Origin of the sequence: Pseudomonas vanderleydeniana, from assembly GCF_014268755.2 — a bacterium.
Lineage (GTDB): Bacteria > Pseudomonadota > Gammaproteobacteria > Pseudomonadales > Pseudomonadaceae > Aquipseudomonas > Aquipseudomonas vanderleydeniana.
Genome location: NZ_CP077093.1, coordinates 5,955,738 through 5,969,780, shown reverse-complemented (window position 1 = coordinate 5,969,780; position 14,043 = coordinate 5,955,738). Strand labels below are relative to the sequence as shown.

The 14,043-nt window shown below is 62.8% G+C and carries 16 protein-coding genes; 5 read left to right on the top strand and 11 right to left on the bottom strand.

Going from position 1 to position 14,043, the window contains the following annotated elements:
* Nucleotides 1–166: 166 nt before the first annotated feature.
* The gene (locus tag HU752_RS26850) at nucleotides 167–793 is read left to right on the top strand and encodes a response regulator transcription factor (RefSeq protein WP_010445030.1); all 627 of its coding nucleotides are present in this window, start codon (nucleotides 167–169) and stop codon (nucleotides 791–793) included.
* Between the two features lie 117 nt (nucleotides 794–910).
* Here the strand turns inward: HU752_RS26850 and HU752_RS26845 are convergent, their stop codons facing one another.
* The 8 genes from HU752_RS26845 to metG all read right to left on the bottom strand — a co-directional run bounded on the left by HU752_RS26845 (nucleotide 911) and on the right by metG (nucleotide 7,961).
* Nucleotides 911–1,090 carry a PA3496 family putative envelope integrity protein gene (locus tag HU752_RS26845; protein ID WP_186688091.1) on the bottom strand — a complete coding sequence of 60 codons (180 nt, stop codon included), beginning with the start codon at nucleotides 1,088–1,090 and terminating at the stop codon, nucleotides 911–913.
* Between the two features lie 107 nt (nucleotides 1,091–1,197).
* On the bottom strand, nucleotides 1,198–1,836 hold the full coding sequence (nth, locus tag HU752_RS26840; RefSeq protein ID WP_186688088.1) for an endonuclease III: 639 nt from the start codon (nucleotides 1,834–1,836) through the stop codon (nucleotides 1,198–1,200).
* A 7-nt stretch (nucleotides 1,837–1,843) separates the two neighbouring features.
* A complete protein-coding gene (locus HU752_RS26835) occupies nucleotides 1,844–2,449 on the bottom strand; it encodes an Rnf-Nqr domain containing protein (protein WP_186688086.1) in 606 nt (201 codons plus the stop codon).
* Nucleotides 2,442–3,038, bottom strand: a complete 597-nt coding sequence (locus tag HU752_RS26830) for an RnfABCDGE type electron transport complex subunit G (RefSeq protein WP_186688084.1) — start codon at nucleotides 3,036–3,038, stop codon at nucleotides 2,442–2,444. The genes HU752_RS26835 and HU752_RS26830 overlap by 8 nt, the downstream gene beginning before the upstream one ends.
* On the bottom strand, nucleotides 3,035–4,027 hold the full coding sequence (locus HU752_RS26825) for an RnfABCDGE type electron transport complex subunit D (protein ID WP_186688076.1): 993 nt from the start codon (nucleotides 4,025–4,027) through the stop codon (nucleotides 3,035–3,037). The genes HU752_RS26830 and HU752_RS26825 overlap by 4 nt, the downstream gene beginning before the upstream one ends.
* A complete protein-coding gene (rsxB, locus tag HU752_RS26820; protein WP_186688073.1) occupies nucleotides 4,014–5,219 on the bottom strand; it encodes an electron transport complex subunit RsxB in 1,206 nt (401 codons plus the stop codon). The genes HU752_RS26825 and rsxB overlap by 14 nt, the downstream gene beginning before the upstream one ends.
* Nucleotides 5,216–5,794: an Rnf-Nqr domain containing protein gene (locus tag HU752_RS26815; protein ID WP_186688071.1), complete on the bottom strand. Its 579-nt coding sequence runs from the start codon at nucleotides 5,792–5,794 to the stop codon at nucleotides 5,216–5,218. Before HU752_RS26815 ends, rsxB begins: the two co-directional genes overlap by 4 nt.
* Nucleotides 5,795–5,909: 115 nt before the next feature.
* Nucleotides 5,910–7,961 carry a methionine--tRNA ligase gene (metG, locus tag HU752_RS26810; protein WP_186688069.1) on the bottom strand — a complete coding sequence of 684 codons (2,052 nt, stop codon included), beginning with the start codon at nucleotides 7,959–7,961 and terminating at the stop codon, nucleotides 5,910–5,912.
* A gap of 177 nt (nucleotides 7,962–8,138) precedes the next feature.
* Here metG and apbC point away from each other — a divergent pair, with 177 nt between their 5' ends.
* Complete coding sequence (apbC, locus tag HU752_RS26805) at nucleotides 8,139–9,233, top strand: iron-sulfur cluster carrier protein ApbC (protein WP_186688063.1); 1,095 nt, start codon at nucleotides 8,139–8,141, stop codon at nucleotides 9,231–9,233.
* A 351-nt stretch (nucleotides 9,234–9,584) separates the two neighbouring features.
* On the opposite strand, the gene HU752_RS26800 is transcribed toward apbC, so the two are convergent.
* Complete coding sequence (locus tag HU752_RS26800) at nucleotides 9,585–9,794, bottom strand: cold-shock protein (RefSeq protein WP_010445013.1); 210 nt, start codon at nucleotides 9,792–9,794, stop codon at nucleotides 9,585–9,587.
* A 387-nt stretch (nucleotides 9,795–10,181) separates the two neighbouring features.
* On the opposite strand from HU752_RS26800, the gene dcd reads away from it, so the two are divergent.
* The 3 genes from dcd to HU752_RS26785 all read left to right on the top strand — a co-directional run bounded on the left by dcd (nucleotide 10,182) and on the right by HU752_RS26785 (nucleotide 12,021).
* Entirely contained in the window at nucleotides 10,182–10,748 is a 567-nt protein-coding gene (dcd, locus tag HU752_RS26795) for a dCTP deaminase (RefSeq protein ID WP_017902778.1), read from the top strand.
* Between the two features lie 108 nt (nucleotides 10,749–10,856).
* Complete coding sequence (locus HU752_RS26790; RefSeq protein ID WP_017902779.1) at nucleotides 10,857–11,063, top strand: hypothetical protein; 207 nt, start codon at nucleotides 10,857–10,859, stop codon at nucleotides 11,061–11,063.
* 121 nt (nucleotides 11,064–11,184) lie between these two features.
* Nucleotides 11,185–12,021 (top strand): transporter substrate-binding domain-containing protein, encoded by an 837-nt coding sequence (locus tag HU752_RS26785; RefSeq protein ID WP_186688061.1) that lies wholly within the window; start codon nucleotides 11,185–11,187, stop codon nucleotides 12,019–12,021.
* A gap of 131 nt (nucleotides 12,022–12,152) precedes the next feature.
* Here the strand turns inward: HU752_RS26785 and HU752_RS26780 are convergent, their stop codons facing one another.
* A complete protein-coding gene (locus tag HU752_RS26780) occupies nucleotides 12,153–12,917 on the bottom strand; it encodes an ABC transporter ATP-binding protein (RefSeq protein WP_186688057.1) in 765 nt (254 codons plus the stop codon).
* A gap of 7 nt (nucleotides 12,918–12,924) precedes the next feature.
* Nucleotides 12,925–14,043 (bottom strand): succinylglutamate desuccinylase/aspartoacylase family protein, encoded by a 1,119-nt coding sequence (locus HU752_RS26775; protein ID WP_186688054.1) that lies wholly within the window; start codon nucleotides 14,041–14,043, stop codon nucleotides 12,925–12,927.

Here is a 14,043-nt window from a genome sequence, read left to right as displayed (position 1 = left end):
CGAAACAGTACTTTTCTTGTGGTGCTTTTTTTGTAGGGCAATTCCTTGTTGTTTGTAGGGAAGGTCTTTGGCTGGTACTGCCCGGGGTAGGCGCTATGCCCAGGAGGTTGTGACTAGGCTATTGTGCTGATTCTGAAAATTCGAACAGCGAAATTTGGACTTGCCCATGAATAAAGTGCTGATCGTGGATGATCATCCCGTCATTCGTCTTGCCGTACGTATGCTGATGGAACGGCATGGCTACGAAGTCATCGCGGAGACGGATAACGGCGTGGACGCCTTGCAACTGGCGCGAGAGCACACGCCAGACATTGTTATACTCGATATAGGAATTCCCAAGCTGGACGGGCTCGAAGTGATTGCCCGCCTAACTTCCATGGGGCTGTCTTTCAAGGTGCTGGTACTGACCTCGCAAGCTCCCGGTCATTTCTCCATGCGTTGCATGCAGGCGGGGGCTGCCGGTTATGTATGCAAGCAGCAGGATCTTACCGAGATGCTCAGCGCCATCAAGGCAGTACTCTCCGGCTACAGTTACTTCCCCAACCAGGCCTTGCATACCGTGCGTTCCAGCATGGGCAACGCCAGCGAGGCGGACATGGTCAACCGGCTTTCCGGCCGCGAGATGATGGTGCTGCAGCAACTGGCCCGGGGGAAAAGCAACAAGGAAATTGCCGATGGCATGTTCCTGAGCAACAAGACCGTGAGTACCTATAAAACCCGCTTGTTGCTGAAGTTGAATGCCCGCTCACTGGTCGACCTGATCGAACTCGCCCAGCGCAATGGCCTGGTTTGAGTATCGTTCGGATGTAGAGTGGGGTGTGTTGGCAAGGCCTGGATATGAAGGCTGGGCGAAAAGCCTGGCGTCATAGCCAAAAAGCCTCCGTACAGGAGGCTTTTGATGGGGGATCACTTACAGGTCGAAATCGTAGTCAGCCAACTGCTTCTGCAGGCGGCGTTCTTCCAGCAGGTTGTCGATGGTGCGACGCTTGCTCAGATTGGTCTTCGCCACCTCTACTTGAGGTTCCGTTTCGTCCGAATCGACCTGTGCCAGGTCGTCCTCTATATCCAGCGCTTCTTTATCGGTACTCATAAAGTCAACTCCGGGCTAAGACTGCCGTTGGCGCTCCTTATATCGACAATTACGAGTTGGGTAAAAAAGATTTTTTCAATCGACTTATCAATAATGTTAATGGAGGCTCAATCGTCGGATGTCTTGTGCTTGTAATCGCACAGATCCTCTATCCGACAGCTGCCACAGCGCGGCCTGCGGGCCTGGCAGACGTAGCGTCCGAGCAGGATCAGCCAATGATGGGAGTCGAGCAGGTATTGTTTTGGCACGAATTTCAGCAGTTGCCTTTCCACTTCCAGCACATTCTTTCCGGGAGCCAGCCCCGTACGGTTGCTGACCCGGAAGATATGCGTGTCGACGGCCATGGTCGGCTGGCGAAAAGCCGTGTTGAGAACCACGTTGGCCGTCTTGCGGCCAACCCCGGGCAGGGCCTCCAGCGCTTCGCGGGTTTGCGGCACTTCACTTCCGTGCAGCTCGATCAGCAGGCGGCAGGTTTCGATGACGTTCTTTGCCTTGCTGTTGTACAGGCCGATGGTCTTGATGTATTCGGACAGCCCGTCGACTCCCAGCGCGTAGATCGCTTCAGGGGTGTTGGCAACCGGATAAAGCCGGGCCGTCGCCTTGTTCACACCCACGTCGGTGGCCTGGGCGGAAAGAATCACGGCAATCAGCAACTCGAACGGCGTTGTGTAGGCCAGCTCGGTCTTGGGTTCCGGATTGTCTTCGTGGAGCCGGCGGAAAATCTCCAGGCGTTTGGCGGCATTCATGGGGCAGTCATTTCCTTTGAAGCACTCGGTGTGAGGTGGAACGCAGGGTCCAGGCTTTTTTCCCGGCCAGCAGCAGGCCAAGCAGGATAAACGCGCCTGGGATCAGCCCGGCCAGGCGCACGCCGCTTTCAGCGGCGAATACCCTGAGCGGTTCGGAGGTCGTGGAGCCGGTCCACCATTGCAGGTGGGCAAACAGCGTCCCGTCCGTCAACAGTTCGCGCAACAGGCCAAGGCAGGCCAGCAGGGCACCGAAACGGGTCAACACCCGCACATTGTCTCTCAGTCTGCCCTGGCGGAAAAAGCCCAGGTGGTAGAGTGCCAGGCATTGCACGCCGAGCAGGGCCGGGTAGATATCCAGGGCCTGTTGCAGTTCCCAGGACCAGGCCTGCAGGCCCAGTGAGACCAGGCTGGCGCTGCCCGCTGCGAGGATGACTTGTGCCGGCCATTGCAGCCTGGTGTCGAGCCAGGGCGTGAGCACGCGGCTCGACATACCGTAGAGCATGACCACCAGCAGGCTGGCCAGCCACAGGGAGACGGCCTTGACCAGGGAGTCGCTGGCTCCGAGCAGGGGCGTGAGCAGCAGTGTGCCGGGCAGCAGCATCGCCTTATTCATGCTCCGGTTCTCCCAGCAGTTGTTCCCGGTGTTCGTCGAAGTAGCGCAAGGCATCGTGAATCGCATCGACCGCTGCCCGCGAAGTGATCGTAGCGCCGGCCATCTGATCGAACTGGCCGCCGTCCTTTTTCACATGCCATGCCGTGTCAGGTGTATCCGTGCGTGATTTGCCGAAAAAAACACTCAGCCAGCCGTGTTCTTCGGCGATCCTGGCGCCCAGACCGGAGGTTTCCTGATGGGACAGGGTTTTCACCCCGAGCAGCCTACCGTTCGCGCCGATGCCGATCAGCAGTTCGAGCGGGCCACCGTAACCCCGGGTTCTGCTCTGCAGGATGATGGCTGCCGGCTGTCCTGGGCGAAGCATCCGGTAGCCCTGGACCAGGCTGCCATGGGGCAACTCTGTAGCGCTCAAGGCCAGCGACTGGCGTTGGTATTCGCCCGCTGGCAGCACCTGGGCCAACGTGCGTGTCTCAATGGCCTGCTGTTGCGCCAGGATGCGTGGTGCCGCCTGCTGCTGCAGTTCCCAGCTCAGGCCGCCGATGAGTGCGGCCAGGGCTGCCAGGGCCAGTATCGAGCCGGTCCTGCTCATGAGGTGCTGCGCTCGACCCGGGGCTGCGACCAGCGCTCCAGGGCTGGGACTGCCAGGTTCATCAACAGCACCGCGAAGGCGACGCCGTCAGGGTAGCTGCCCCAGGTCCGGATGATGTAGGTGAGCAGACCGACACCCGTTCCGAACAGCAGTCGGGCCCTGGCGCTCGTAGGCCCCGAGACCGGTTCGGTGACAATGAAGAAGGCACCGAGCAGGGTCGCGCCACTGAGCAGATGAAACAGCGGCGAACCATGGGAGTCCGAGCCGCTGCCGTTCCAGCACAACAGGCTGATCAAGAACAGGCTGGCGAGCATCCCGACCGGGGCATGCCAACTGAAAACCTTCTGCTTCAGCAGATACAGGCCGCCGGCGAGAAAGGCCAGGTTGACCCACTCGGTCCCCTTGCCACCCCAGCGTCCGAAAGCATCGTTGCTGGCGAACAGTTCTTCCATGGTCAGGCTTTTGTTGATCCGCAGGCTGTCCAGGGCGGTCGCCTGGGCCCAGGCATCCGGCTGTCCTGGCAGGCGCAGGCCGAACACCTGTTGCAGTCCGCCGAGCAGATCGAGGCCGTGGGATGCCGGCCAGTGAGTCATCGGCTGCGGGAAGCTGACCAGCGCCAACGCGTACCCCAGCATGGCCGGGTTGAAGGGATTTCTGCCGATGCCGCCATACAGGTGCTTGCCCGCCAGCAGGGCGCCAGCGCTGGCAAACACCGCCAGCCACCAGGGGGCGTAGGGCGGAAGCGCCAGGCCCAGCAGGGTGGCACTGACCAGCGCACTGCCGTCTTTGAGGGCGGGCTGGATTGCGCGTGCGCGCAGCCGCAGGGCAACCGCTTCGCTCAGTAGCGCGGTGATCGAACACAGCAGCAGGTTGATCAGAACCCCCCAGCCATAGAGGCCGAACAGCACCAGTGCGCCGGGTAGCGTGGCCAGCAGCACCCGCTGCATGGCCTGCCGGACGCGCTGGTCAGCCTGTTCAGGAGACTGCATGGGCATCGACCTGGCGTTGGGCCTCCTCCAGCCGGCGCTGGGCGTCGCCCAGTTCGTGTGCCGGCGTGTCGGGACGCCGTTGCAGTTTGCCAAGTTCGGCACGGGCGTAGGCCAGCTCGGTTCTCAGCAGCCTGAGTTGCGGGTCGACCGGTCTCTTTTCTGTGCGCACCAGGTCTGGCATCGGTTTTGCGCAGGCATCCTCGGCGGCGTGCAGGTCGCGTTCGGCCTGTGCGAGGGCGGCGCCCAGCAGGGCGATCTGCTCGGCCGGAGCGGCATTTGCCTCGGCTTTCTTCAGTTCGGCACGGCGCATCGCCAACTGGATCTTGGCCCTCTTGAGTTCAGCATCCCCGGGCTTGGTGGGGGGCGGGCTGGCCGGGACGTTGCTTTCCAGGCCGGCGAGAGCCTGTTCGGCAATCTCGAACTGCTGCTGGAGCACCACCAGTTGGGCAGCCTGTTCGGCAGTCGGTGGATGGCCGAAGGCTTTCAGGGATTTGTTCAACTGCGCACGGCTCATGGCGACGTTGATCCTGGCTTTTTTCAGCGCAGCGTCGGAGTCGAGCGCCTTTTGTGCCTTGACCCGTTCCAGGGCGGCCTTGACCGGATCGGTCGGTGCAGTGTCGGCTTGCGCCGGCCGAGCAGCCCTGGCCTGGCGCTCGGCGTTGCGGCGTTGCTCTTCGCCCTGCAGCCGGGCGTTATGTCGGTCGTAGCGACGGCGGGCGCGGGCGCGTTTTTCGCTGCGGGCCCGCTGCTGCGCGGCGTCGTTGGCCAGTCCGCCGACAATCGGCACGACATGACCTGGCAGGGGGCGCATTTCGATGCAGTCCACCGGGCAGGGCGCGACGCACAGGTCGCAACCGGTGCATTCGTCGAGGATCACCGTGTGCATCAGCTTGGCGGCGCCGACGATGGCGTCCACCGGGCAGGCCTGGATGCACTTGGTGCAACCGATGCATTCCGCTTCACGGATGAAGGCAACCTGCGGCGGCGCCGTGCCACGTTCCGGGTCCAGTTCCAGGACCGACACCTGTAGCAGGCTGGCCAGCGCCGCGATGGTTTCGCTGCCGCCCGGTGGGCACTTGTTGATGGCTTCGCCCTTGGCGATGCCTTCGGCGTAGGGCTTGCAGCCCTGGTGGCCGCATTTGCCGCATTGGGTCTGCGGCAGCAGGGCGTCGATGTGTTGGATCAGGCTCATGACTTGAACAGTCCGTTGAAACCGAGAAAGGCCAGGGCCATCAGGCCGGCGCTGATCAGTTCGATCGGCAGCCCGCGAAACGGCAGGGGCACTTCTTCATGATAGGTACGCTGGCGCAGGTCGTTGAACAGCACCAGCACCAGCCAGAAGCCCAGTCCGCCACCCAGGCTCAGCAGTACCGCGTGGGCCACGCCGCGATCGTGCTGTGTGCCGATCAGGGTCAGGCCGAGAATGCCGGCATTGGTCAGCAGCAGGGGCCAGAGTCGTTCGAAGGGCAGGCTGGGCAGCCAACGCGCCAGCAGCTTGAGGCTCGGGCCGATCAGGGCAACGCAAACGGGCAGGAACACCAGCAGTTGCAGGATATCCAGCTGCAGCGGTCGTAGTACCAGCTGATAGAGGCTGTAGTTCAGCAGCGTGGCGGCCAGCATCACCCAGCTGGTGGCGATGCCCAGTGCATGCAACCGGCGCCGTTCGACCGGCGTGCCTTGCAGTAAGGGGTCAACGCCCAACGGCCAGTGCAACACGACGTTGTTGATCAGGGCGGCGCTGACAAGGGTAAGGAGGAGGTCGGTCATTGATCGTGCCGGGCAAGCTTATGCCATGAATTATCCGGCAAGTGAACGGGCTGTACTAGCTATGAAACGTCGCGGGCCACGAAGATCGTGGCCCGCGAGGCAAGGCAGGGCGGAATTACTTGATCCGCTGTCCGGGCTTGGCGCCGCTGTCCGGGCTCAGCAGGTAGATTTCCTCGCCGCCAGGGCCTGCGGCCATGACCATGCCTTCGGAGAGGCCGAAGCGCATTTTGCGCGGCTTGAGGTTGGCGATCATCATGGTCAGGCGACCCTCCAGCTCGGCCGGGTTCGGATAGGCGCTCTTGATCCCGGAGAACACGTTGCGCTGTTCGTCACCGATGTCCAGGGTCAGGCGCAGCAGCTTGTCCGCGCCCTCGACGGCTTCGGCCTTGACGATCAAGGCAACACGCAGGTCGACCGCGGCGAAGGTGTCGAACTCGATCTCCGGCGAGAGCGGGTCCTTGACCAGTTCGCCGTTGCCTTGCGGCGCGGCGCTGCCGGTGTCGGTCTGGCTGGCGGCGAGGTCTTCCTTGGAGGCATCGGTCATGGCCTGCACCTTCACCGGATCGATACGGGTCATCAGCGGCTTGAATGCGTTCAGCTGATGGTTGGCCAGCAGGCTGGCGTGATCGTTCCAGGTCAGTGGCGCGACGTTGAGGAAAGCCTCGGCATCGGCGGCCAGCAGCGGCAGGACCGGCTTGAGGAAAATGATCAGCTGGCGGAACAGGTTGATGCCGGCGGCACAGACGGCCTGGACCTCATCCTGCTTGCCTTCCTGTTTGGCCAGGGCCCATGGCGCCTTGTCGGCGATCCAGGCGTTGGCGCGGTCGGCCAGGGCCATGATTTCGCGCATGGCCCGGGCGAAGTCGCGCCCTTCATAGGCATCGGCGATGCTCGGGGCCGCGGCGCGGAATGCCTCGGTCAGCTCGGGGGCGGCATCGCCTGCGACCAGCACGCCGGCATTGCCCTTGTGGATGAAACCGGCGCAACGGCTGGCGATGTTCACCACCTTGCCGACCAGGTCCGAGTTGACCTTCTGCACGAAGTCGTCGAGGTTCAGGTCGAGGTCGTCGACGCCCTTGCCCAGCTTGGATGCGTAGTAGTAGCGCAGGTACTCGGGCGACAGGTGGTCGAGGTAGGTGCGGGCCTTGATGAAGGTGCCACGGGACTTGGACATCTTCTGGCCGTTGACGGTCAGGTAGCCGTGCACGTTGATCCCGGTCGGCTTGCGGTAGCCCGCGCCTTCGAGCATCGCCGGCCAGAACAGGGCGTGGAAGTTGACGATGTCCTTGCCGATGAAATGGTACAGCTCGGCAGTGGAGTCCTTGTTCCAGAACGCGTCGAAGTCCAGGTCCGGGCGACGGGCGCAGAGGTTCTTGAAGCTGGCCATGTAGCCGATGGGTGCATCCAGCCACACATAGAAGTACTTGCCCGGCTCATCCGGGATCTCGAAACCGAAGTACGGCGCATCGCGGGAGATGTCCCACTCCTGCAGGCCGCTGTCGAGCCATTCGGCGATCTTGTTCGCCACCGCATCCTGCAGCGTGCCGCTGCGGGTCCAGCCTTGCAGCATGGCCTGGAAGTCCGGCAGCTTGAAGAAGAAGTGCTGGGATTCCTTGAGCACCGGCGTGGCACCGGAAATCGCCGACTTCGGATCCTTCAGGTCGGTCGGGGCGTAGGTGGCACCGCATTTTTCGCAGTTGTCGCCGTACTGATCCTCGGTGCCGCATTTCGGGCAGGTGCCCTTGATGAAGCGGTCGGCGAGGAACATCTGCTTTTCCGGGTCGAAATACTGGGTGATCGCCCGGTTGGCGATATGCCCTGCATCGCGCAGGCGCAGGTAGATCTGCGTCGACAGCTCGCGGTTCTCCTCGGCGTGGGTCGAGTGGAAGTTGTCGAAGTCGACCAGGAAATCGGCGAAATCGCTGCTGTGCTCGAGCTGGACGTTGGCGATCAGCTGTTCCGGGGTGATGCCTTCCTTCTCGGCGCGCAGCATGATGGCCGAGCCGTGGGCGTCGTCAGCGCAGACATAGATGCATTGGTTGCCGCGGTGCTTCTGGAAACGCACCCACATGTCGGTCTGGACATACTCGACCATGTGGCCGAGGTGGATGGAACCATTGGCATAGGGCAGGGCGCTGGTGACGAGAATCTGGCGTGGCTCGGACATGGGGCTCGGCTACTTGAAGTGAAACGGAGACCGGACACTATAAAGCGCTGGGAAATATATTTCACCTGTGGCGGTTTCCCCCTCGTGGTCGCGACAAATCAATGTCTGGCATGTCGCATCGGCCCAGAACGGTTACGATAGCCGTCTGTTTCACTCAGCCTTTTTCGGGAGTTGCCCATGAGCGCAGTCAATCGCGCAGCGGTGGAGGCCGTCCTTCGCCAGTACACCGATCCTTATCTGAACCAGGACCCGCTCAGCGCCGGGTGTGTGAAGGCCATCGACATCCAGGGCGACCGTGTCAGCGTCCGCCTCGAGCTGGGTTATGCCGCCGGTCTGTTCAAGAACGGCTGGGCGCAGATGCTGCAAATGGCCGTTGAAGGCCTGGACGGCGTGGCTTCGGCCAAGGTCGAGATCGACTGCGTGATCGCCCCGCACAAGGCGCAGGCGCAGATTCCGGGCCTGGCCAACGTGAAGAACGTGGTGGCGGTGGCCTCCGGCAAGGGCGGCGTGGGCAAGTCGACCACGGCGGCCAACCTGGCGCTGGCGCTGGCCCGCGAAGGGGCGAAGGTGGGGATTCTCGACGCGGACATCTACGGCCCGAGTCAGGGCGTGATGTTCGGGATCGCCGAAGGCACCCGGCCGAAGATCAAGGACCAGAAGTGGTTCGTGCCGATCGAGTCCCTGGGTGTGGAAGTCATGTCCATGGCATTCCTGACCGACGACAACACGCCGATGGTCTGGCGTGGGCCGATGGTCTCCGGCGCCTTGCTGCAACTGGTCACCCAGACCGACTGGGGCAACCTGGACTACCTGGTGATCGACATGCCACCGGGTACCGGTGACATCCAGCTGACCCTGGCGCAGAAGATCCCGGTGGCCGGCTCGGTGATCGTCACCACCCCACAGGACCTGGCCCTGCTTGACGCGAAGAAAGGCGTGGAGATGTTCCGCAAGGTGAACATTCCGGTGTTGGGCGTGGTGGAAAACATGGCGGTACACGTCTGCTCGAACTGCGGTCATGCCGAACATCTGTTCGGCGAGGGCGGCGGCGTGAAGCTGGCTGCGCAGTACGGCGTCGAACTGTTGGCCTCGTTGCCGCTGTCGCTGGTCATCCGCGAGCAGGCCGACGGCGGCAAGCCGACCGTGGCGGCCGAGCCGGATGGGCAGATCGCCATGGTCTACCAGGAACTGGCCCGTCATGTGGGCGCGCGGATCGTCCTGCAGGAAGCGGCGAGCCAGGCAATGCCGAGCATCACCATCAGCGACGACTGATGGGCCGGGTTTGCTCGGCCGGCTGGTGAGCGGGCTGTTGTAGTGAACGCGCTTGCGTGGTGAGCGGGCTTGCCCGCGCTCGACTGCAAGGCAGTCGCAAAACCAGGCAACCCGGTAAGGCATGATGTATGCGGGATGCAGGTTTCAGGGCCGCCCTGCGGCCCAGCGCGGGCAAGCCCGCTCGCCACAGAAGCTCTCCTGCCATAAAGGTCTGCTCACCACAAAAGCCCGTTCATCACGGAGGCTTGTGTGCCACGAAAATGTTGCATCGCCTTGGAATAAAAACACCCAGGCACAAAAAAGCCCCGCGTCTCGTGAGAGAGCGGGGCTTTCTGACTGGGTCAGGACAAGTTAGATAACTTGTACTTCTTCAGCCTGCATGCCTTTCTGGCCGCGGGTAGCAACGAAAGAAACCTGCTGGCCTTCTTTCAGGGTTTTGAAACCGTCAGCCTGGATGGCTTTGAAGTGTACGAACAGGTCGTCACCGGATTGTGGGGTGATGAAGCCGAAGCCTTTTTCATCGTTGAACCACTTGACGGTACCGGTTTGGCGGTTAGACATTTGATGTCTCCTTGGACAAAGTTAACTGCGGCTCAGGAAACGCCCTGGCCGAGACTGAGTGCAAAGAGCAGGAAAAATTCTTGGAGATGGTTGGATCGAAATTCAACATCGTGGAGAGATTCTCAGTGACACAAGCAGCACAGTGGCGCCACCTTAACCCTTTTTCCAGAACGTGCCAATGGTCTTTGCCAAGGTTTCGCCTATTTCGTGACTGACGGCGCCCCAGCCGGCCTGAAAGCGCCCGCCACAAAGGCTTTCGCCGGGTTTGGCAGGGGGATCCGGGGCAGCTTTTTGACGCAAATCGACCCCCGGTCTTTGAACCCGGCGATGCGCCCCGGTAAGATGCCCGGCAGAATTTCTCCACCTCGCTATTTCAGGACACCCGCCATGAGCATCAAATCGGACAAGTGGATTCGCCGCATGGCGCAAGAGCACGGCATGATCGAACCCTTCGTCGAGCGCCAGGTGCGTGGCGAAGGCGCCGACCGGCTGATTTCCTTCGGCGTGTCGAGCTATGGCTACGACGTGCGTTGCGCCGACGAGTTCAAGGTGTTCACCAACATCAATTCGGCGACCGTCGATCCGAAAAACTTCGACGCCGGCAGCTTCGTCGACATCAAGAGCGACGTCTGCATCATCCCGCCGAACTCCTTCGCCCTGGCCCGCACCGTCGAGTACTTCCGCATCCCGCGCAACGTACTGACCATCTGCCTGGGCAAGAGCACCTACGCGCGCTGCGGGATCATCGTCAACGTGACGCCGCTGGAACCGGAGTGGGAAGGCCATGTGACCCTCGAGTTCTCCAACACCACCACCCTGCCGGCGAAGATCTACGCCAACGAGGGCGTGGCGCAGATGCTGTTCCTGGAGTCCGACGAGGAATGTGAAGTCTCCTACAAGGACCGTGGTGGCAAGTACCAGGGCCAGCGTGGCGTGACCCTGCCGCGCACCTGACCGGCGGACGGCCAGTCCGAGGGAATTCCTGGGCGCTGGTGCACTCTACTGGGTGTACCGTTCCGGTTGGCGCAAGGCTGACCGGACCCTATCGCCCAGGAGTCGCCCATGAAGATCGATCCTAGCATCAGTGCCGAACTGGCCAGACTGGAACCCAATCAAGTGGGCCTGCTGGCCTGGTCGTTGCTCGCCCACCCACAGACCCTGATGGGCGGCATTCCCGGCCAGCCCGAACCCGATACCCCCAACGAACAGCCCACCGAGCCGGGCGAACCGGTCTTGCCCGACGAACCGCCACCGGCTCCGGTCGCCTGATCCGTGCCCGACTGGACGGTCGCGTGCCGTCCAGGGGTCGCCTGTTCCAGTCCTTGCAGGTAGTCTGCGCCAGTGCCATCAACGCGCACTCACGGATATCAGACAATAAGAAGGGCTGCCCATGACGTTTTCCATTCCCCTGGGATTTTCCCGGCTCCTGCTTTCGGCGCTGCTGGTCGCCACCCCGTTGGCCGAGGCTGCCGAGCTGGCGCAGGGCGCTGCGCCGGTGCAGGTGGTCGGTCGGCTCGACCGGATCATCCAGCAGGGCGTACTGCGAGTCGGCACCACGGGTGACTACAAGCCCTTCAGCTACAAGAGCGGCGAGCATTTCATCGGCCTGGACATCGAGCTGGCACAGGAGCTGGCGCAATCGATGGGGGCGAAGCTGCAGTTGGTGCCGACGACCTGGCCGACGCTGATGAACGATTTGCAGGCGGACCACTTCGACCTGGCGATCAGTGGCATCTCGGTGAACATGGAGCGCCAGAGGCAGGCATTTTTTTCACAGCCGTACCAGCGTGATGGCAAGACACCGATCACCCTGTGCTCCCGGCAGCAGGCCTTCCAGACCCTGGAACAGATCGACCAGCCGCAGGTAACGGCCATCGTCAACCCGGGCGGTACCAACGAGAAGTTCGCCCGGGCCAACCTGAAACAGGCGCGGATCATCGTGCATCAGGACAATGTCACCATCTTCCAGCAGATCGTCGACGGCAAGGCCGACCTGATGATGACCGACGCGGTGGAGACGCGCCTGCAGGAGAAGCTGCACCCGCAGTTGTGCGCGGTGCATCCGGACCAGCCGTTCGATTTTTCCGAGAAGGCGGTGCTGTTGCCGAGGGACATCGTGCTCAAGCAGTACGTTGACCAGTGGCTGCACCAGGACATGGAAAGCGGGCGGTTCGCCAAGCGCATGCAGAAGTGGCTGGCCTATCCGTGGCAGGCTGCCCATAACTGAGGCAGAGCGTGATGGCCTCTTCGCGGGCAAGCCACGCTCCTACAGGGTTGCTGCCATGCCCGGAATACGTGTACGGCGCAATGTTGTAGGCGCGTGGCTTGCCCGCGAAGAGGCCCTGAAACCTTCCCCAATTACTTGAGGTTACCGCTGAGGAACTGCCGCAGCCGCTCGCTCTGCGGGTTGCCCAGCACGTCCTCGGGCGCTCCCTGTTCTTCCACCAGCCCCTGGTGCAGGAACAGCACCTGGCTCGACACCTTGCGCGCAAAGCTCATTTCGTGGGTCACCATGATCATCGTCCGGCCTTCCTCGGCCAGGCCCTGGATCACCTTCAGCACTTCGCCCACCAGCTCCGGGTCGAGCGCCGAGGTCGGTTCGTCGAACAGCATCACTTCCGGCTCCATCGCCAGTGCCCGGGCAATCGCCACCCGCTGCTGCTGGCCGCCGGAAAGAAACGCCGGGTACTGCTCGGCGACCCGCGCCGGCAGGCCGACCTTGTCCAGGTAGCGGCGGGCACGGTCCTCGGCTTCCTTGCGATCAACGCCCAGCACCCGGCGCGGCGCCATGGTGATGTTCTCCAGCACGCTCATGTGGCTCCACAGGTTGAAGTGCTGGAACACCATCGCCAGGCGGGTGCGGATGCGCTGCAGTTCGGCTTCGTCGGCGACGCGCATGCCATTCCTGTCGCTGACCATGCGGATGGCCTGGCCGTCGAGGGTCATGGCGCCGTCATTGGGCGTTTCCAGGAAGTTAATGCAACGCAGGAAGGTGCTCTTGCCCGAGCCGCTGGCGCCGATCAGGCTGATCACATCGCCGGTCTTGGCCTTGAGCGAGACGCCCTTGAGCACCTCGTGGTCGCCATAGCTCTTGTGCAGGCCTTCAATGGTCAGTTTGTACATGGGTACCTCAAGGAGAAAGAAGATAGCCGCTGCGATAGGCTTCGCGGCCGGCAACATGGGCGATGACCATGCCGGCGGTCGCCATGCGGCGCAGCGAGCGGGCGTAGAGCAGGCCCGCGGTGCTGCAGTGAACGGGGGTGACGCGGTCGCTGATCGGGTCGATGATCTCGGCGATCAGTTGCCCGGCCTCCAGGTATTCGCCTGGCAGGGCATGAAACACCAGCAGGCCGCCGAACGGCGTGGCGACCGGCTCGACCCCAGCCAGTGGCGTCGCCGGATAACGCAATGCCGGCGGCAGCGCGATCTCGCCGTCGATCACCCCGAACTGGGTCAGGTAGTCGAGAATCGCCTGACAATCCTGGCTCGCCAGCGGGTGCGTGACATCACCCTGGCCGCGCAGCTCGACGGTGACCGAGAAGCTGCCCATGGGCATCGCGAAGCGCTCGCCGAAACGTTGCTGCAGGTCCCACCAGAGCAGGGTGAAGCACTCGTCGAACGACTGGCCGCCGGAGTCGGTGGCCAGCAGGCTGGCTTCGGAACCGATGTAGCGGGCCAGTGGCTCGACCTGCGGCCAGGCCTCGGGCGTGGTGTACAGGTGGGTCACGGCCTCGAAGTCGCAGTGCAGGTCGAGCACCATGTCGGCATCGCAGGCGATCCGTTGCAGGGCCAGGCGCTGGGACTGCAACTGGGTGGCCGGGACCTCGGCGGCCAGGGCCGCCTTCAGCTCACGGCGGACCAGCAGCAGGTTGTGCCGCGGATCATCGTTGAGCTGTTGTTCGATGCGGTTGCCGATTTCTTCGCTGAGGTCGACGAACCAGCGGTTGAAGTTCTGCCCGCTTTCCAGTTCGTAGCGGCCCAGGAGCACGTCCATCAGCACCTGTTCCAGGCCGATCGGGTTGGCCACCGGCACCAGCACGATCTCGCCGCGCAGGCGTCCGGCCTGCTCCAGCTCGGCCAGGCGCTGCTTGAGGTGCCAGGCGACCAGCATGCCGGGCAGCTCGTCGGCATGCAGCGACGACTGGATATAGACCTTGCGTTCGGCCCGTTCCGGGCCGAAGTGGAAACTGTGGATCTGCCGTGCGGTACCCGGTACGGGGGCCAGCAGTTCGTGAGTGACATGACGCAT